The 19,191-nt window shown below is 65.3% G+C and carries 18 protein-coding genes; 15 read left to right on the top strand and 3 right to left on the bottom strand.

The features are described 5' to 3' along the window. Nucleotides 1-89 precede the first annotated feature (89 nt). The 6 genes from ABE424_RS14345 (at nt 90) to ABE424_RS14320 (ending at nt 5,621) form a co-directional block, all read left to right on the top strand. Entirely contained in the window at nt 90-1,493 is a 1,404-nt protein-coding gene (locus ABE424_RS14345) for a GntP family permease (RefSeq protein ID WP_346491215.1), read from the top strand. A gap of 49 nt (nt 1,494-1,542) precedes the next feature. Further along, nucleotides 1,543-2,547: a PHB depolymerase family esterase gene (locus ABE424_RS14340; protein WP_346491216.1), complete on the top strand. Its 1,005-nt coding sequence runs from the start codon at nt 1,543-1,545 to the stop codon at nt 2,545-2,547. A 123-nt stretch (nt 2,548-2,670) separates the two neighbouring features. Next, nucleotides 2,671-3,852, top strand: coding sequence for a serine hydrolase domain-containing protein (locus tag ABE424_RS14335; protein ID WP_346491217.1), 1,182 nt, complete (start codon nt 2,671-2,673; stop codon nt 3,850-3,852). A gap of 95 nt (nt 3,853-3,947) precedes the next feature. Further along, nucleotides 3,948-4,475: a DUF6622 family protein gene (locus ABE424_RS14330; protein WP_346491218.1), complete on the top strand. Its 528-nt coding sequence runs from the start codon at nt 3,948-3,950 to the stop codon at nt 4,473-4,475. 132 nt (nt 4,476-4,607) lie between these two features. Beyond that, nucleotides 4,608-4,955, top strand: coding sequence for an RcnB family protein (locus ABE424_RS14325; RefSeq protein ID WP_176988916.1), 348 nt, complete (start codon nt 4,608-4,610; stop codon nt 4,953-4,955). A gap of 180 nt (nt 4,956-5,135) precedes the next feature. Further along, nucleotides 5,136-5,621, top strand: coding sequence for a DUF2165 family protein (locus ABE424_RS14320; protein ID WP_346491219.1), 486 nt, complete (start codon nt 5,136-5,138; stop codon nt 5,619-5,621). Between the two features lie 3 nt (nt 5,622-5,624). Here ABE424_RS14320 and ABE424_RS14315 read toward each other — a convergent pair whose 3' ends face one another. Continuing rightward, nucleotides 5,625-6,518 (bottom strand): LysR family transcriptional regulator, encoded by an 894-nt coding sequence (locus ABE424_RS14315; RefSeq protein WP_346491220.1) that lies wholly within the window; start codon nt 6,516-6,518, stop codon nt 5,625-5,627. Between the two features lie 106 nt (nt 6,519-6,624). Between ABE424_RS14315 and ABE424_RS14310 the strand changes: the two genes are divergently transcribed. Genes ABE424_RS14310 through ABE424_RS14295 form a run of 4 tightly spaced genes read left to right on the top strand, consistent with a single transcriptional unit; the run spans nt 6,625 to nt 10,150 of the window. Further along, complete coding sequence (locus ABE424_RS14310) at nt 6,625-7,683, top strand: alpha/beta hydrolase (RefSeq protein ID WP_346491221.1); 1,059 nt, start codon at nt 6,625-6,627, stop codon at nt 7,681-7,683. A 50-nt stretch (nt 7,684-7,733) separates the two neighbouring features. After that, nucleotides 7,734-8,891, top strand: a complete 1,158-nt coding sequence (locus ABE424_RS14305; RefSeq protein WP_346491247.1) for an MFS transporter — start codon at nt 7,734-7,736, stop codon at nt 8,889-8,891. A gap of 8 nt (nt 8,892-8,899) precedes the next feature. Then, the gene (locus ABE424_RS14300) at nt 8,900-9,724 is read left to right on the top strand and encodes a carboxymuconolactone decarboxylase family protein (protein WP_346491222.1); all 825 of its coding nucleotides are present in this window, start codon (nt 8,900-8,902) and stop codon (nt 9,722-9,724) included. Between the two features lie 48 nt (nt 9,725-9,772). Next, nucleotides 9,773-10,150 (top strand): antibiotic biosynthesis monooxygenase family protein, encoded by a 378-nt coding sequence (locus ABE424_RS14295; protein WP_346491223.1) that lies wholly within the window; start codon nt 9,773-9,775, stop codon nt 10,148-10,150. Between the two features lie 20 nt (nt 10,151-10,170). Here ABE424_RS14295 and ABE424_RS14290 read toward each other — a convergent pair whose 3' ends face one another. Then, the gene (locus tag ABE424_RS14290) at nt 10,171-10,518 is read right to left on the bottom strand and encodes a hypothetical protein (protein ID WP_346491224.1); all 348 of its coding nucleotides are present in this window, start codon (nt 10,516-10,518) and stop codon (nt 10,171-10,173) included. 145 nt (nt 10,519-10,663) lie between these two features. Between ABE424_RS14290 and ABE424_RS14285 the strand changes: the two genes are divergently transcribed. Continuing rightward, nucleotides 10,664-11,188, top strand: a complete 525-nt coding sequence (locus ABE424_RS14285) for a GNAT family N-acetyltransferase (protein ID WP_346491225.1) — start codon at nt 10,664-10,666, stop codon at nt 11,186-11,188. A gap of 24 nt (nt 11,189-11,212) precedes the next feature. Here the strand turns inward: ABE424_RS14285 and ABE424_RS14280 are convergent, their stop codons facing one another. Further along, complete coding sequence (locus tag ABE424_RS14280; RefSeq protein ID WP_346491226.1) at nt 11,213-12,274, bottom strand: LacI family DNA-binding transcriptional regulator; 1,062 nt, start codon at nt 12,272-12,274, stop codon at nt 11,213-11,215. A gap of 326 nt (nt 12,275-12,600) precedes the next feature. On the opposite strand from ABE424_RS14280, the gene ABE424_RS14275 reads away from it, so the two are divergent. From ABE424_RS14275 to ABE424_RS14260, 4 genes are all read left to right on the top strand, one after another. Continuing rightward, nucleotides 12,601-15,735, top strand: coding sequence for a TonB-dependent receptor (locus tag ABE424_RS14275; protein WP_346491227.1), 3,135 nt, complete (start codon nt 12,601-12,603; stop codon nt 15,733-15,735). Nucleotides 15,736-15,803: 68 nt separating this feature from the next. Next, entirely contained in the window at nt 15,804-16,562 is a 759-nt protein-coding gene (locus ABE424_RS14270; protein ID WP_346491228.1) for a SapC family protein, read from the top strand. Nucleotides 16,563-16,565: 3 nt separating this feature from the next. Next, the gene (locus tag ABE424_RS14265; protein ID WP_346491229.1) at nt 16,566-17,585 is read left to right on the top strand and encodes a cupin-like domain-containing protein; all 1,020 of its coding nucleotides are present in this window, start codon (nt 16,566-16,568) and stop codon (nt 17,583-17,585) included. 13 nt (nt 17,586-17,598) lie between these two features. Then, complete coding sequence (locus ABE424_RS14260) at nt 17,599-19,128, top strand: tryptophan halogenase family protein (RefSeq protein ID WP_346491230.1); 1,530 nt, start codon at nt 17,599-17,601, stop codon at nt 19,126-19,128. Nucleotides 19,129-19,191 lie beyond the last annotated feature (63 nt).

The raw sequence follows: 19,191 nt of genomic DNA, 5'->3' as shown, positions 1-19,191 counted from the left end.
GCCGGGGTACACCGGCGAGTGGACCTAGGTCCAGTCGGCAGCGACCGCCAGATCGGGATACTGGGCGCATCCTCAGCGGGACGCGCCGAATGTCGTTATTGATCATACTTGCAGCACTGGGCTTCCTCATCCTGGCGGCCTACCGGGGTTACAGCGTGATCCTGATCGCGCCCATCGCCGCGCTCGGCGCCGTGCTGCTGACCGACCCCTCGCTGGTGGCACCGATGTTCACCGGCTTGTTCATGGACAGGATGGTCGGTTTCCTCAAGCTCTACTTCCCGGTGTTCCTGCTGGGCGCCGTGTTCGGCAAGCTCATTGAACTGTCCGGCTTTTCCCGCTCCATTGTCGGTGCGGCGATCCGGTTGTTCGGGCCGCAGCGGGCGATGCTGTCGATCGTGCTGGTCTCGGGCCTGCTCACCTATGGCGGCGTGTCGCTGTTCGTGGTGGTGTTCGCGGTCTATCCGTTCGCCGCCGAGATGTTCCGCCAGAGTGACATCCCGAAGCGCCTGATTCCGGCAACGCTGGGCGTGGGCGGCTTCAGCTTCACCATGGACGCGCTGCCCGGCACGCCGCAGATCCAGAACATCATCCCGACCACGTTCTTCGGCACCGATACCTGGGCGGCCCCGGTGCTGGGCACGCTCGGCAGCGTCTTCGTGCTTGCGGTGGGCATGACCTACCTGGAGTGGCGCCGCCGGGTCGCGCTGCGCAACGGCGAGGGATACGGCGATCCGGCCACCCTGGTGAACGAGCCGGCACCGTTCACCGGCACCCATCTGGCGCATGCGGGCATTGCCATCCTGCCGCTGGCGCTGGTGTTCGTCTCCAACAAGCTGTTCACCCTGGGCATGCCGCACTGGTATGGGGCCGAGCACAGCTTCGTGCCATCGGTACTGGGCAGTTCCGTACCGGTGGTGCAGGACGTGGCGAAGATCGGGGCGATCTGGGCCGTCGTCGGTGCGCTGCTGGTCGGCATCCTGTCGGTACTGGCGCTGGCCTGGCGACCGGTGGTGACGAAGTTCGCCGAGGGCACCAAGGCCGCGATCGGCGGTGCGGTGCTGGCCGCCATGAACACCGCGTCGGAATATGGTTTTGGTGCGGTGATCGCCGCGCTGCCGGGTTTCATGGTCGTGGCCAACGCGCTGGGCTTCATCAAGGATCCTCTGCTGCACGAGGCGGTCACGGTAACCGGCCTGGCCGGCGTCACCGGCTCAGCATCCGGCGGCATGAGCATCGCCCTGGCCGCGATGTCGGACACCTTCATTGCCAATGCGCAGGCCGCCGGCATCCCGATGGAGGTGTTGCATCGCGTCGCCGCGATGGCCTCGGGCGGCATGGACAGCCTGCCGCACAACGGTGCCGTCATCACCCTGCTGATGGTGACCGGGCTGACCCATCGCCAGGCCTACAAGGACATTTTTGCCGTGACCGTCATCAAGACCCTCGCGGTGTTCGTGGTGATCGGCATCTACTACGCCACCGGCTGGGTCTGACGGCGGCGTCGCAACACCCTACCCACAACTTACGCATGAGGATCTGGCGATGACATCTGGAATCGATTCGATCAAGGCGGCACTTCTGGTGGTGTGCATCTGGCTGGCAACGGCGGGCAGCGCCCTTGCTGCAGGCCCCGCTGGGCATTGGGATGTGGGCCTCTACGGCAATGTGTTCGGCAGCCGCGAGTACCAGGTGTGGGTGCCGGCCGGCTACCAGGAAAGCCAACCTTTGCCCCTGCTGCTGGTGCTGCACGGCTGCGTCAACGGGCCGAACCTGATGGGCGAGGCATCGGGCTTCAACGAGGTGGCCGATACGGAAGGTTTCATCGTGGTCTACCCACGACAGAACGTCACCGCCAACCCCGCACGCTGCTGGAACTGGCAGTTGCCGATCAACCAGGCGCGCGGCAGCGGCGAAGCGTCGATCCTGGCCGGGATCGTCGATGCGGTGAAGGCGGGCTACAGCATCGATCCGCGCCGGGTGTACGTCACCGGCATCTCCGCCGGTGGGGCGATGACCTCGATCATGCTGGCGTGCTACTCGGACGTGTTCGCCGCTGGCGCGGTGCATTCCGGCGGCATGTACAAGGGCGCCACCACGGTGTCCGGCAGCGCCTATGCGTTGTTGGCGGGCAGCATCTACTCCCCGGACAGCAACGGCCGGCTTGCCTGGCAGTGCGCCGGTTCACCGTCGCCGCGACCGATGCCGGTGCTGGTGTTCCATGGCAGCGCCGATGCCACGGTCAATCCGGTGAACGGACAGCAGGCCGTGCGCCAGTTCCTGCAGACCAATGACCTGGCCGACGATGGCGTTGACAACGATTCGGTGAAGTATCTGCCGACGAGCACGTTCCACGGCCAGGTGCCGGGCGGGCGCGCCTACACGGTGGACACGTACACCTATGGGGGCAGGACGCTGGCCCAGCATTACGTGGTGCAGGGGATGGGGCATGCCTGGAGCGGCAGCCAGTCCGGGTTGCCGTTCACCGATCCGAAGGGGCCGGACGCCACTCTGATTACCTGGCTGTTCCTGAGGGATCAGCAGCGCTGATGGCTGCAGGGGGAGAGCAGGCGGCCATTGCCGGGTTCCATCGTCTTGTTGCAGGGCCCCAGCACCTCTAAGATCGCGCTCTGCCACATCCTTCTCAAGCGCCTACGCATGCACGCGACGTCCATGAGTGTTCCCAGTAGTGCGTGGTTGCGCTGCCTCGTTCTGTCTGCCGCGCTTCTTGCCGTGGGCTGCGCGGGCGGAAAGAGCCCAACGAAGGATCTCGGGGCGGAGATCGATGAGGTCGCCGCAGCGCTGGTCGAACAGCCCTTGCTCCACTCAGCCTCGATCGGCGTCGTGTACCGGGGCAAGGCGTTCATCCGGCATCGCGGCGACATGGAAGCCGGGAAGCCGGGCGCGCCGACCGATGCGACCCTCTACGAAATCGGTTCGTTGAGCAAGACCCTGGCCGGCACGCTGATGGCCAATGCCGTGCGGGACGGGAGGGTGGGGCTGGACGACGACGTTCGGATGTATCTGCAGGGTGACTATCCGAATCTGCAGTACGAAGGCGACCCCATCCGCATCCGGCACTTGCTGTCGCACACCAGTGGCTTGCCAAACATGTTGCCGGAACGCGCGAACACGGTGCTCGCCGACTTTACGGATCACCGTACGCCCGACGCGCTCAATGCCGTCTATGCGCGCTACGACAAGGCGGACTTCCTCCGGGACCTGCACACGGTCGAGATTCCCCGGGTGCCGGGGAAGGATTATGGTTATTCCAGTGCCGGGACGGAGCTGACGGCACATGTCCTGGAAGTGGTTTACAAGAAGGATTACGAGTCGCTGTTGCGCGCATACCTCGGCGACGCTGCGGCGATGACGGGCCTCAGGATCAGGCTGAGCGATGAGGAGGCGCCCCGTCTTGCGGTCGGCTATCACAGCGACAACACAGCACCGACCACGCCGATGCCACAGTTGCCGTGGGGGGCATCCGGGAACGCAAAGGCGACGCTTCCCGACATGGTGAAATACCTGAAGTTCCAGCTGGCCGACGGGCCCGTGGCAAAGGAATCGCATCGTACCCTGGTCACCTTTGATGCCGAGTCCAGCATCGGCTACTTCTGGAACATCGTCCGTGGCGACCCCCTGAAGGGCACTTACTATGCGCACCATGGTGGCGTGCCGCGCTCGCAGTGCTATGTCTACATCCTGCCGAAGTACGACCTCGGCATCTTCGTGATCACCAACCAGAGCGGCGACCAGACTGCGCGCGCCATGGAAACAGCGATCGATACGTTGGTGGAGAGGATCGCGGCGCGGGAGAACCGCGCCGTCAAGGGTGAAGTAATTCCGGATGCCTGACACCTGTCACTTGTGATAGGTCGGTGCAAAGCGAGAATGGAGCCATTCCCGCGCGGCGTTGCATCGCCGGCACCCACCCCCATCAAGGACTCCCCGTGATCATGCTGCAGCACCTCCTCTCGAACACCCCTGTGTGGGTCTGGGCGCTTCTGGTCTTCCTGGTCAGCCGCGGCATCGCTGCCATGAAACCCGGTGAAACCTCGCTCACGAAACTGGCCATCGTGCCGGCTCTCTTCACTGCCTGGGGAGCCTGGTCGCTCGGCCACCGTTTCGGCGGTTCCTGGGACGCGTGGGCCGAGTGGCTGGTGGGCATCGGGGCGGGCATGGCCCTTGGGTGGATGCTGCTGCGACGCGCAACGCTCACCATGAACGCTTCAACGGGGAAGCTGTGGCGCAGTCCGGACTACAGCCTGCTGCCGCTGCTGCTGGTCACGTTCGCGGTGAAGTACGGTTTCGAGGTTGCGCTCTCCGCGTCTCCTTCACTGAGCGCCGATGGCAGTTTCCGCGCGGCCTACCTGCTGTTGTCGGGCGGTTTCACCGGCATCTTCATTGGCAAGTACGTGCGATACCTGCGCGCCGCGCGGCGTGTCATGCCAAGCGGAAAGCTGGAAGCGGCGGGCTGAGCCTGTGAAGCCCTGGCCGACGTGGAACCGGGGCACCCGTGGGGTCAGGGCAGGGCGCGTCGATCCATTCACACGCAGCGGCCTATATTCGCCGCTGTGACGCCGCGCTGCGGCCGAAGTGGAGGCTGTCCTATGAAAACCCGACGCTTGCTTGGCATTACGTTGATGGCGGCAGTGGCGATGGCCACAGCTCCCGCTTGGGCCGACCCGCCGCACCACGCACGGGGCAATGGCCCCCCCCCTCACGCCGGCGGCCCCCACAACCGCGATGCCCCACCGCCGGGATGGCAGAAAAAGGCATGGCGACGCGGGGAGAGGCTGCCTTGGGCTGAGGTCGACCGCCGCTACTGGGTGGATGACTACGCGCACTATCGTCTGCGGGACCCTGGTCGCGGTCATCGCTGGGTTCGACAGTCGGATACCGAGTACCTGCTGGTGGAGATCGCAACAGGCGTGATCATCGACGCACTGCACCGATAGGAACACGCCCCCCGGCCGGCCGCCACGGCGGGTCGTGGCGTCGCACGGTCAGACTGCCCCAGCCCTCGCCTCGATGAGGTCGGGCTGGGGTTTAGCGCGAAGGGGAAGAGGTCGCTGTTGACCTGAATCGCGGTTGAGGTAATAGGCTGCTCAGCCCAGCTACCTCAGGATGGTTCTCCCATGTCGTTGCCGACGTCGATCTGGCTGTTCCAATCCGTCTACGCGACGGGCTTGACTGTCTGGCTGGCCATCGCCGTCATCGACAACATCAGAGCATTCCGCGAACTGGCCGGTGCGGTGGGCCTCACCCTGTCCATGGCACTCCTGCGGCAGGCACCGCCGGTAGAGACGGCGCTTGCGACGCGTGCGGTGACGTCCAGTGTCCTGAGCAGAATCGCAGCCCTTGCGCTGCTGGCCCTGAAGCTCCTGGCGCTTTCAGCGATGGTGATGGGATGCTGTCTGCTTCTGTTTGCGAGTGGCATCGATCAGGCCCGTCCGTGGTTGAACCTGGCGCTGAGTTTCTTCACCCTCCTGCTGCTGGCCATGCACCTCGGCGGACTCTGGTTTGCGTACTGGATCCGTCAGGACGACCTGCAGCGCGGGCACCTGATGCTGCTCGTCTGGATTCTGGGCGCATTCTTCCTGTTCAACGGGTCATGGGCGTGAGCGCTAGGCATCCCGTTTGAGCCACGCGACCAGCGCCGAGAATGCCGGCAAGGGTTGCCGACGGTTCGGATAGTAGAGGTGATAGCCGGGGAAGGGCACACACCACTTGTCCAGGACGGCCACCAGCCGCCCCTCGGCAATGTGATCGGCCACCATCGGCTCGGGCGCATACGCCAGGCCCAGCCCGTCGAGTGCGGCATTGATGACGTGCACCATGCTGTTGAACACCAGCGGCCCGTCCCCACGCACGGTGAACTCCTTGCCCTTTTCCTCGAACTCCCAGGCATAGATGGCGCCGTTCGGGCGGTGCCGGATGTTCACGCAACGGTGGCGCGTGATGTCGGCAGGTTTCCTGGGCTTGGGATGCGTCTCGAAGTAATCGGGAGACCCCACCACGACCAGCCGCCAATCCGGACCCACCCGGACCGCGATCATGTCCTTGCTCAGCGCCTCGCCCAGCCGGATGCCGGCGTCGAAGCGCTGTTCCACCACATTGGTGAAGCCGTAGTCGACATAGAACTCGAGCGTGATGTCCGGATACTCGGCGAGGAACCCGGCCAGGCGGGGACGGATGATGGTCTCCATGGAGTCGTCCGTGCAGGAGATCCGCAGCGTCCCGGCCGGGCGGTCGCGCAGGTCGCCGAGTGCCTCGACGCTGGCGCCGATGGCCTCGAAGTGCGGGGCGATGGAGCGCATCAGGCGCTCACCCGCCTCGGTCGGGGAGACGTTGCGGGTGGTCCGGGCCAGCAGCCGGATGCCCAGGCGCTCTTCCAGCAGCCGCATCGAATGGCTCAACGCAGACGGGGTGACGCCCAGGTGAGCCGCCGCCTTGGTGAAACTCTGCTCCTGCGCCACCACCAGGAAGGCTTGCAGGTCGTTGGTCTTCACTGCGCTCATGGGCCAATTGTGAGCTCAACTCAGTAATGCATCAACTTTCAGCCGGCTTATCGCGGTAACGGCCCTGGCCTATCTTGGCGTCCTCACTCCTCCAGAGGCGGTCCGCATGAAACCCACCACGCTGCTGCTGGCGCTGCTCGCCAGTCACCTCGTTCCACATTCCGCGTGGGCTTCTGACGCGCCAGCGGCCACCAGGACCACGGGGGCGGACAATTTCTACAGGAGCGACCGGGTGACCGGCGAGCGCGTCCGGTTCAAGAACCAGTACCAGATGGAGGTAGTGGGCACGCTGTACCGGCCCGAGGGTCTGGGACGCGACGGCCGCGCGCCGGCCGTGGTGGTCGGTCATCCGATGGGCGCGGTGAAGGAACAGAGCTCGCAGCTGTACGCACAGAAGCTGGCCGAACAGGGCTTCGTGACGCTCGCGATCGATCTGTCCTTCTGGGGTGAAAGCGCGGGTACGCCGCGTCACCTGGTATCGCCGGAAATCTATTCGGACGACATCAGTGCGGCCGTGGACTTCCTGAGCACGCAGTCGTTCGTGGACCCGGAACGGGTGGGCGGCCTGGGCATCTGTGGCAGCGGCAGCTTCGTGATCAGCGCGGCCAAGATCGACCCGCGGATCAAGGCCATCGCGACGGTCAGCATGTATGACATGGGCGCCGCCGTGCGCCAGGGGCTGAACAAGGCACAGTCGCTGGAGCAGCGGAACGAGATGATCCAGGCGGCCGCGCAGCAGCGTCTGGTGGAGTTCAAGGGCGGGCAGCGCGTGTATGTACCCGGGACCGTGAACACGCTCGAGCCCGATACCCCGGACGTGCAGCGCGAATTCTTCGACTTCTACCGCACGCCGCGCGGCGCTTACGCGGCCGCCGGCGAGCGCCCTGAACTGACCACGCAGCCGCTGCTCAGCAGCCTGGTCAAGTTCATCAACTTCCATCCGTTCAACGACATCGAGACCCTTTCGCCACGGCCGATGCTCTTCATCTCCGGCGACACCGCGCACTCCCGTGAGTTCAGCGAAGACGCGTACCGGCGGGCCGGCCAACCGAAGGAGCTCTACTGGGTGAAGGGTGCCGGGCACGTGGACCTGTATGACCGCACCGACCTGATTCCGTTCGCCAAGCTGACCACGTTCTTCCAGCAGAGCCTGGCCCGGAAATGAGTCGTCCCGACACCACCGTGGACAAGGGCAACTGGGGCGGCGTGCTCGCGATGACGCTGTGCGTCTTCGCGTTGATCGCATCCGAATTCATGCCGGTGAGCCTGCTTACACCCTTGGCCGCCGACCTTGGCGTGACCGAGGGCCTTGCCGGCTATGGGATTGCCATCTCGGGCGCCTTCGCGGTGCTGACCAGCCTGTCGATCTCCCGGCTGGCCGGTGCCATCGACCGTAGAACCCTGCTTCTTACGCTGACTGCGTTGATGGCGGTGTCGGGTCTGGTCGTGGCGCTGGCCCCCAACTATCCGGTCTACATGATCGGCCGTGCGCTGATCGGCGTGGTGATCGGTGGGTTCTGGTCACTGTCCGCAGCGACCGCCATGCGGCTGGTGCCCGCAGCGCAGGTGCCCCGCGCATTGGCCATCTTCAACGGCGGCAACGCGCTGGCAACGGTGATCGCCGCGCCGCTGGGCAGCTACCTGGGCGGTGTGATCGGGTGGCGCGGGGCATTCCTGTGCCTGCTGCCGGTGGCGGCTGTCGCGCTGGCGTGGCAGTGGGCCTGCCTGCCGTCCATGGCAGCGGAGCGCAGGCAGCCACAACGCGGCGTGCTCGTGCTGCTCCGGCGGCGGGTGGTGGCGCTGGGCATGACCGCGTGCGGCGCCTTTTTCATGGGCCAGTTTGCCTTGTTCACCTATGTGCGACCTTTCCTGGAACGGGTCACCAACGCGGGTGATGCCACTGTCCCGCTGGTGCTGCTGGCCATCGGTGTAAGCGGCCTGGTCGGGACACTCGCCATCGGGGCGTTCCTCAGGCGCGGGCTTTACCGCACGCTGGTGACGGTTCCTGCCCTGATGGCGGTGATTGCCGCGGCACTGGTTCCACTGGGTCCGCAGCTGTGGCCAACGGCCGCACTGCTTTCAGCATGGGGCCTGCTGGCCACTGCGGCACCGGTGGGGTGGTGGAGCTGGCTGGCGCGCACCTTCAGCAACGACGACGCCGAAGCGGGTGGGGGGCTGATGGTGGCGGTGGTGCAGTGCTCGATCGCGCTGGGTTCCACCCTCGGCGGCCTGCTGTTGGACAGCGTCGGCTTCGCCGGCACATTCCTGGCCAGTGCCGGCGTGTTGGTGTTTGCGGCGCTGCTGGCCTATGTCACGGCCGCGGACGCCGGGTCCGCCGCCCCGTCGGCGGTGGCTGCGGAGGCCCGAAGCTGATGAGGCGCATGACGTCGATCACTGGGCAGCTGCTGAGCGTTTGCCTCGCATTCGGTGCGCTGCCGGCAGGGTCGGTCGAGCAGAATCATCACATCGTGGCGCTCACGAAGGTAGCGTCCAACCCGGAGGTCCACTCCGACATGCATACGAAGGAGAAACCGATGAACATCAATTCTACTAACGAGCCGGCCACCGCACTGGATGCCAGGCAGCAGGCCATCATTCCGATCAGCGCCGCCGCAGCGGCGGGTGACATGGCCCGCCTTGGCGAGGCAGTGAATCACGGCCTGGACGCGGGGCTGAGCGTGGCCGAGGCGCGCGAGATCCTCGTACAGGTGTACGCCTATGCCGGCTTTCCCCGAAGCCTCAATGCACTCGGCGAGATGATGAAGGTGGTGGAAGCACGCAGGCAGCGCGGCATCCACGATGAGGCCGGTCGCGAACCGGTGAAGCCGATACCCAAGGGCGATGCGTTGCTGGCGGCAGGGACGGCCAATCAAACCACGCTGGCAGGTGCGCCGGTCGCCGGACCCTTGTTCGAGTTCGCGCCGCAGGCCAACGCCTATCTACGGACCCACCTGTTCGGGGACATCTTCGAACGTGACAACCTGGATTGGCAGAGCCGCGAGCTGGCGACCGTGAGCATGCTGGCCGCGATGTCCGGGGTGGAACCCCAGCTGCAGTCCCACGTCGGGATAAGCATGAACATCGGCGTGAGCGTCGAGCAACTGCGTGAGCTGGCCGATGTTCTTGACGCACGTTTCGACCCGCAGGCGGCAACGCGTGCGCGCGATGCCATTGAACGTCACCTGGACTCCCTGCGCACCGAATGACGCGGAAACAGGTTTTCATTACATGACGCGCATGCGTCGGAGAGAGCAATGAACAAGGCAATGTGGGGCATCTCAATCTGTCTGATCGCGCTTTCCTTCAGCGCTCGCGCGGAGGAGGTACAGATGACGAGACTGTCGAAGATCACCGTGGACGCTGCCCATCTCCCCGCCTATCGGGAGGCGCTGGCTGAAGAGGTCCGCGCTTCAATGGCGCTTGAGCCTGGTGTTCTGTCGCTGTATGCGGTCTTTGACCAGGAGGATCCGACACGACTGACCATCCTGGAGATCTATGCCAACCGCCGGGCCTACGAAGCACATGTGAAGAGCCCGCACTTCCTCGCGTACAAGAACGGAACACTGCACATGGTCACGTCGCTGGAGCTGGTGGACGTCGATCCGCTGCTACCGGCGTTGAAGATCAAGTGAGCCGACGGGCAGCGGCCCGCTCAAGGCTCTTGCTGATCGGCATCCGGAGCGCTGGCCGTATCGCCGTCCAGCGTCAGCGGCCTCGCCATGTCCTTGATCCAGTCCCACAGAACATAGAAGACGGCGTAGGCGCTGAGGGCGCTGAGCAACATCGGCCACATCGCTTCTTTCATCAGCTCCCCTGGGTCGCATTGGAGCGGGCCGCTGTTGCCCTTGCCCATCCGCATGCAGCCGTGTTCGGGATAGGCCATCGTATAGGCGCCCCAGGCGAGGAAGGCGGCGAGCAGTGCGAACAACAGCATCACGCCGACGTCGGCATCACGATTGCCCAATCGCTTCCAGCGTTGCGCCAGCCGCAGCTTCAACATCCTTCAACATCCCTGTCCATACAGCCACCCATGATAACAGTGCACGATATCGCGCAGACATCGCGTCGGTAGACTTGGTGTCTGCCACAGATGGCGGCAAACTACTGCTGGACGTGGCGTAGCGCCACCGGCAGGAGTGACATGCGTGACTGATCCAGGAAAGGAAGCGCTGACCATCCGTCGCGCCAGCGTGACCGATACGCCCGCTGTGCTGCGGTTGTTCGACGAAGTGATTGCGTGGTTCGTGGCCATCGGCAACCCGCAGCAGTGGGGCAGCGAAGCATGGTCGTCCATTCCGCGCCGCATCACCCAGGTGACCGATGCCTGCGCGCTGCCCGGTGCCTGGGTGGCTGAAACAGGGCAGGGTGAGGTACGCGCATTCCTGGCGCTGGGCGAGGCCATGCCTTACGTGCCCGCGGCGACCCAGCCAGAGCTCTATGTCCGTGTGCTGGTTGCTTCGCGGGATCCGCGCGTGCGCGGTATCGGCCGCCGGCTGATGGCGTTCGCCGACGAGCAGGCACGTGCCGCGGGTGTCGCCTACCTGCGCGTGGATTGCTATGGCGGAGGCAGTGGCGACCTGGTGCGTTTCTACGAATCGTGCGGTTACGAAAGGCTGTCGACCTTCAACATAGACGGGTGGCCGGGCCAGGTTCTGGACCGTCGCCTCTAAGGTGGCCGCCTCCGCGCCAGACGGCTAGAGGTCCGGCAAAGGCCGCGATACGGACGCCCGCGTGACCAACTGGTGCGGAAGCACATGGTTGACGATGCCGCGCGCCGAAGCAGAGGGGCGTCGAATCTCGCGCAACAGGATGTCGATGGCAGTGTCCGCCATCTCCGCCACCGGTTGACGGATCGTGGTCAGTTCCGGCCACACCATCGTCGACGCGGAGGTGTCGTCGAAACCGACCACCGACAGATCGCGCGGCACCTCCAGGCCGCGACGATGCGCCACGGAAACAACGGCAGACGCCATGTCGTCGTTGCTGGCGAAGATCGCGCTGGGTGGCTGCGGCAGGGCCAGCAGCCCTTCGGCCGCCTCCAGTCCGGAGCGGTAGGTGAAGCAGCCGGGCTGGACGAGTGCAGCGTCGTACGCGATGCCCACGTCAGCCAGCGCATCCCGGTAGCCCTGCCAGCGGTGCGCACTGGCGGTCTGATTCGGATCGCCCTTGATATAGCCGATGCGGGTATGTCCCTGGCGGATCAGGTGCGACACCATGTCATGGCTGGCCTGGCGGTCATCAATGCGCACACAGGACACCCTGTCACTGAAATGGCTGGACGCGATGGAGATGACGGGAATGCCGCCGAGCAGGAATTCGTCGACGATGTCCTTCGACTCACACAGGGGTGGGGGAAGAATCACGCCCGCCACGCTGCTGCACAGTTGCCGCGCCGCCTCGCGACGCGCCTGCGCGCCCAGGTCGTCCCAGGTGGCGATCACCAGCTGCGCCGCGGCCCGGGTGGAGCCGCGCAGGGCCCCGACCAGCAGCTCGCGAAGATAGCTGGCGCTGGGATTGGTGTAGATCAGCGCGATGCAGGTGTGCTGCGCCGCCGCCAGGGCGCTCGCCGCAGGATTGGGCCGATAGTCCAGTTCGAGCACGCTGCGCATGACACGCTCGCGGTTGCCTTCGCGTACCCCGGCATGGCCGTTGATGACGCGGGACACCGTCATGGCGGATACCCCGGCGTGCGCCGCGACGTCGTCGATGGTGATGGCACTCGCTTTTCGACGGACGGTTCTGTGGCTGTTCTTCAAGGGCTCGTTTCCTTTGCTGCGCTGCATGATGACAAGCGCGACCCCGGATGATTAGTCTGCGGCCGTGACGTGATGGTAGCGCTACCACCTGGCCGGGGTAAGGGCCAGTGGGTACCCCCCCTTTACCACACGGCTGTTCTGGCAAGCCTGAAAGCGAGTGTGAGTCGCAGTGAGCGCACAGCGCACTGCGATGTTCGGTGTGGAAGACGGGCATCGCCCGTACGTGCCCCCAGGAGGGGCGGTACATCCATTCGATCGTATATGTCAGAGGGGAGAGTCATGAGCGCTTCTACGTTCCGTCGTACCCAAGGCCGGGGGGCTCGTTCATGAGCCGCACGCTGGCGAAGTTCACCTCCAGGGCCATGTTCACGTTTGTGGGCGGCGTCCTGGTCATCAATCCCGCCTTCGCACAGGACGCCTCAACGCCGGCGCCCGTCGCCCAAGCGCAGGCCCAGCCCAGCAGCCCGACGCAGCTGGATACCGTGCAGGTCACCGGCATCCGCAACAGCCTCAGCCAGGCGATGGACATCAAACGCGACTCGGCCGGCGTGGTGGATGCGATCAGTGCCGAGGACATCGGCAAGTTCCCGGACACCAACCTGGCAGAATCCCTGCAGCGCATCACAGGCATCTCCATCGAGCGACGTGATGGCGAAGGCGCGCAGGTCACGGCGCGAGGTTTTGGCCCGCAGTTCAACATGGTGACGCTCAACGGGCGCCAGATGCCGGGTGCAGATGCGTTCGGTGCCTCGGGACAGGTCGCCATCGGCGGCGTCGACGGCGGCACCCGCGCGTTCAACTTCGCCCAGCTGGCCGCCGAGGCCATCAACGGCATCGAGGTCTATAAGACCAGCCAGGCCAATGTGCCCAGCGGTGGCATCGGCGCCACCATCAACATCCTGACGGCGCGGCCGTTCGACCACGATGGCACCGTCGCCAGTGCTGGTGCGAAGGTCGTCTCCGACCAGAGCCAGCCGTTCGACAGCGACCTGACGCCGGAACTGTCCGGCATCTTCAGCTACAGCAACCCGGAAAAGACCTTCGGCGTTGGCGTGAGTGCGAGCTACCAGAAGCGCAAGGGTGGCTCGGTGCAGGCCACCAACAACTACTGGAACATCCAGCCGTGGACCGGCACGATGCCGGGCAACCCGACCGTGGTCAATGCACCGGCGATAGGCGCGCTGTACGGTCGACCGAACGATCTCCGCTATGCGTTCTCCGAGTTCGAGCGTGAGCGCGTCAATGGCCAGGCGGTGCTGCAGTTCGCACCGACCGACGCGGTGACCCTGACCCTCGATTACACCTATTCGACGAACGAGATCACCGAGAATCGTGGCGAACAGGGCATGTGGTTGCAGAACAGCAACTACACCGATGTCACCTTCGACACCAGCGGCGCGGTCGCAACCCCGATCTACATCCGCGAAGTCGCGGGGACCAAGGATTTCGGGCTTGAACAGCAGCGCAGCATGCAGAAGTACAAGCTGGGATCGCTCGGCTTCAATGCCCAGTGGAACGTCACCGACCGCTTCAAGCTGAGCTTCGACGCGCACGACTCGAAGAACGAAAGCCGGCCTAACGATCCGCTCACCGGGGGCGGATCCATCTTCAGCAGTATCGCCGGCACCAACAACTGCACCACCGGACCGCATTGCGGTGGGTCCTGGGTGCAGGAAATGAACTTCAACAACGGCCTGCCGGTGGGCACCCAGGTCTGGTACCCGAGTACGGCCGATGCCCTCGCCAAGACCAACGGCGTGGTCAATCCGGGCTTCGTGCCGGGCGAGATCGGGTCGCAGGTGCTGCGCATCAACTCGCAGACCCAGATCAGCGAGATCAAGCAGGGTCGCGTCGACGGTGAGTGGAGCTTCGACAAGGGCCGCTTCCAGTTTGGCGTGGACTCCAGCAAGCAGACCACCCACCGCATCCAGGCCGCGGAGAACTACAACACCCTGGGCGACTGGGGCGTGGCCAACGTTGACGGGGATGTCGCCAACGGTCTGATGGACCTGCTGCAGCCGGTCAACATCGTCGGCTTGTTCAACGACTTCAATGCCAACAGCTTCACCGCCTGGCGCGGCGATGCTGGCCGCCTCGCGCAATGGGCAGCGGACAACTATGGCGCCAGTCTCGGCGTGAGTCCGCAGCGTGCCGCGGACAACCTGGTGGAGGAGAAGACCAAGTCGGCCTATTTCCAGGTCGAGCTGGACGGCGAGCTGGGCGGCCTGCGCACCAACACTCGCCTGGGCGTGCGCTATGAAACCACCGATGTGGTGTCGACGTCGGTCATCGCCATTCCGGAGGCGATCGAATGGCAGTCCAACAACGACTTCCGCGTGGTGTTGTCCGACGAACAACAGCCCTTCACCGAGAAGAACAGCTACAGCTACATCCTGCCCAACCTCGACTTCAGCATCGACCTCATGGACGACCTGAAGGGGCGCGTCTCGTTCGGCAAGAGCATCGCGCGCGCGCCGATCGGCAACCTCTATGCAGGCCCGAGCGCACAGCAGCCGTTCGGCTCGGTGCTGATCGATCCGTCTTCGCGGGCCAGCGGCACGGCACAGAACCCGCAGCTGAAGCCGCTGGAGTCGGACAACCTCGACCTTGCGCTGGAGTGGTACTTCGCTGACGCGAGCTACGTGTCGGTCACCTACTGGAACAAGCGGGTCGCCAACTTCATCGGCAACACCGTGGTCCAGGAGAACCTGTACGGCCTGCGGGATCCCACTTCCGGTCCGGATGCACAGTCGGCGCTGGCGTTCCTCAACAGCGGCGCCTGCGTGACCCAGGTCGGTTCGGCCAATGCGGCGGCCTGCAACGGCAACGACACCGCGCTGTTCACCGCGCTGGCGCTGCTGCGCAACAATCCCGCCGGACTGGGTGCCTACAACGGTACGGACGCGCAGGTCCTGGCCACCGAAGCCAGCTACGATCTGTATGGCACGGCGGCCGACCCGCTGTACCAGTTCAACGTCAACCGGCCCATCAACCAGAACGAGTCCAAGCTGCATGGCTGGGAGCTCGGTGGGCAGTACTTCTTCGGCGACACCGGGTTCGGCGTCCTGGCCAACTACACCCTCGTGAACGGCGATGTCGGGTACAACAACGGGGGCGACCCGGGCATCGACCAGTTCTCGCTGACCGGCCTCAGTGACACCGCCAACGCCATGCTGATGTACGAAAAATACGGCTGGTCGGTACGCCTGGCGTGGAACTGGCGTGATCAATATCTGATCCTGGCCAACCAGGGCGCCAGCCGTAATCCGTACTATGTGGAAGCGTACGAACAGTGGGATCTCAGCGTGAACTACACCCTGGATGATCACTGGTCGTTTGGGCTGGAGGCAATCAACCTGACCGGTGAGGACGTCCGCTGGCGCTCGCGCACCTCGCAGATGATCGTGAAGCTGGCAGACCAGAGTCCGCGTTATATGCTTGGCGTTCGGTACCGGTTCTGATGTGTGGGGGTGCCGCTGCCCTGGTGGCGGCACCCGTTCAAGGGTCCTGATGGGGTTGAAAGAACACCATGCCGCGTTACGAAATGCTCAACAACATCGCCCACCGCGATCTGCGCGTGGCCACCGACTTCGGCCCCGAGTTCGGCGACGCGGTCGGCATGGTCCCGGCCTACCCGAGCGAGTTCGCCGAACTGCAGCGCGAATATCCCATTTTCCTTCGCAGGGACGCCGCCACGGGTGAGTGGCAGTCGGTGGTCCTGCTCGGGTTCGAGCAGCACGAAAATCTGTTCCTGCAGGACGGCCGTTGGAATGCGTCCTACCTGCCCGGGGCGGCGGCCAAGGGGCCGTTCCTCATCGGCTTCCAGGAAAACCGCATCGATGGCGCGCTCGTCCAGGAAGCGGTGCTGCACGTGGATCTGGATCATCCGCGCGTGAATGCGATGCAGGGCGAGCCGGTGTTCCTGCCGCAGGGGGGCAACACGCCGTATCTGGACCATATCGCAGGTGTGCTGCGTGGCATTCACGATGGCCACGCCTTCGGCGCGCAGATGTGTGCCGCGCTCGATGCCAAAGGACTCATTCAACCGGTCACGCTCGACGTGCAGATTGCCCAGGAGCATCGGGTGGGTGTCAACGGTCTGCACGCCATCGACCGTGACCGGCTTGGCCAGCTGGACGGCTCCGCACTGGCCGAGCTCAACCGCGCCGGCTACCTGGAAGGCGCGTACCTGATGCTGGCGTCGCTGCACAACATGCGGCGCCTGATCGCCGAGAAGCAGAAACGTCTGCGCCTGCAGGATGCCGCTGCGGCGGCGGGCAGGAACTGACCGGTGCTGGACGACATTGCCATGCAGACGCTGGAAGACCTGGAGCCCGGCGCGCTTCCGCTGGAGGCGCTGGTGGCCGCCGGCGAGCCGGTGGTGCTGCGCGGCATCGCGCGCGACTGGGGGCTGGTGCAGGCGGGGTTGCGCTCCACGCAGGCGGCGATGGGGTATCTGCGCGGCTTCGATGCGGGAATCCCGGTCCAATACTCCTTCGGCGGACCCGAGATCGAGGGGCGCCCGTTCTACACCGCGGATTTCACCCGATTGAACGTCGAGGTCCGGCGTGGGCTGTTGAGCCAGGTGCTGGACGGGATTGCCGATCATCTCGACGACCCGAGGCCACCCACCTACTATCTCGCGTCGCTGCTGATCGATAGGGCGCTGCCCGGGTTCGCGGAGGCCAACGACGCCGGGCTGGCGGGGCAGGGCATCGAGGCCTCGGCGAGCATCTGGATCGGCAACCGCGTGACCGCCTCCTGCCATTTCGACACCCCCGACAACCTGGCGTGCTGCGCCGTGGGCCGACGCCGGTTCACGCTGTTTCCGCCCGAGCAGATCGAAAATCTGTATCCCGGACCGCTGGAACCGACCCCGGGCGGGCAGGTGGTGAGCGTGGTGGATTTCGACCGCCCGGACTTCGCGCGCCACCCACGGTTCCGTGATGCATTGGCAAGCGCACGGACCGCCGAGCTGGAACCGGGCGATGCGATCTTCATTCCCGGCCTGTGGTGGCATCACGTGCGCAGCCTCGCGCCGTTCAATGTGCTGGTGAACTACTGGTGGCGCAGTTCGCCGGCCTTCCTTTCCTCACCGCTGCCGGCACTCCATCACGCGATGTGGGCCGTGCGCGATCTGCCTGCGCGCGAGAAGCAGGCCTGGGCAAAGATCTTCGAGTACTACGTATTCGGTCCGGGTGAGCGCGCAGGACAGCACCTGCCCGACGCCGCCCGGGGCGACCTGGCACCGTTCGACGAGACGCAGGCGCGCCGCATGCGCGCCCAGTTGCTGTCCCGACTCAACCGCTGATGGGAGCACCGCATTGAACGTGGCGAACACAACCGAAGGGCGTATCCGCAAGGTCGTCATCGCCGGTGGCGGCACCGCAGGCTGGCTGGCCGGCTGTGCGCTGGCGCACCAGTTCCGCGACCAGCTGGACATCACCCTGGTGGAGTCCGAGCAGATCGGTACGGTGGGTGTCGGCGAGTCGACCGTGCCGCCCATCCGCACGTTCCACCGTTTCCTGCAGATCGATGAGCAGGAGTTCCTGCAGGCCGTCGCCGGCACGTTCAAGCTCTCGATCTCGTTCGAGAACTGGCGTCGGCCCGGCGACCGCTTCATCCATCCGTTCGGCACGATCGGGCAGGGCACCTGGGCCACGCCGTTCCACCACTTCTGGCTGGACAGCCTGCGCCGCGGCATGCCGTCGGACCTGGGCGATTTCTGCCTGGAAAGCGTGGCCTCGCGGGAGGACCGGTTCTCGCTGCAGACCCAGCCCCAGGTCAACTACGCCTATCACTTCGACGCCGGGCTCTACGCGAAGTTCCTGCGCCGCAAAGCCGAAGGCCACGGGCTGCGCCGGGTGGAAGGCAAGATCCGCGAGGTGCGGCAACATCCGCATGACGGCTCCGTTGCCTCCCTGGTGCTGGAAGACGGGCAGGTCATCGAGGGCGATCTGTTCATCGACTGCACCGGCTTCCGCGGCCTGTTGACCGAGCAGACCCTGCATACCGGCTATGAGGACTGGAACGAATGGTTGCCCAGTGACCGCGCCGTCGCGGTGCAGACCGAGTCGGTCGGCCCGCCGGTGCCGTACACCCGCGCCATCGCGCACGAAGCGGGGTGGCGATGGCATATCGCGCTTCAGCACCGGGTCGGCTGTGGCGTGGTGTTCTCCAGCCGCCACATGTCCGACGACGAAGCGCAGGCCAAGCTGCTGCGTGACGTCGACGGGCCGCCGCTGCGCGATCCCTGGCTGGTGCCGTTCCGCAGCGGGCGCCGGTTGAAGGCCTGGAACAGGAACGTGGTAGCGCTGGGCCTCGCCAGTGGCTTCATCGAGCCGCTGGAGTCGACCAGCATCCACCTGACCATCAGTGCCGTGGTGCGCCTGATCCAGCTGTTCCCGTTCGACGGTATCAGCCCGGCGCTCATGGACCTGTACAACGATGTCAGCCGCCAGGAGATGGAGCACGTGCGCGACTTCATCATCCTGCACTACCACGCCAACCAGCGCGACGAGCCGATGTGGAAGGCCTGTCGGGAGATGGAACTGCCCGAATCGCTCGCTGTCCGCCTGCGCGCCTGGCGCGAACGTGCGCATGCCTGGCAGGACCCCGGCGAGTTGTTCCGGGTGGACTCCTGGACGAGCGTGCTGATGGGGCAGGGGATCCAGCCGGGACCTCCGCATCCGCTTGCCGCTGCCATCAGCGATGCGGACCTGCGCACGCTGTTGATGCGGCTCCGCCAGCCGGTGGAGCAGGCGGTCGCGACGATGCCGTCGCAGGCAGCGTTCATTGAACGCTACTGCAGGGCGGCGCAGGACGTCTGGCCACGGGCCCCAGCCCTGGCCTAGCAGGGCAGCACGCTGCTGCACAGAAATGGTAGCGCTACCTCCATACACCCACGGGATGAGATA

It is taken from the genome of Stenotrophomonas sp. TWI1149, from assembly GCF_039673155.1.
GTDB lineage: Bacteria > Pseudomonadota > Gammaproteobacteria > Xanthomonadales > Xanthomonadaceae > Stenotrophomonas > Stenotrophomonas maltophilia_AA.
The sequence above is the reverse complement of the archived record's forward strand: the minus strand, read 5'-3'. Positions and strand labels throughout refer to the sequence as shown.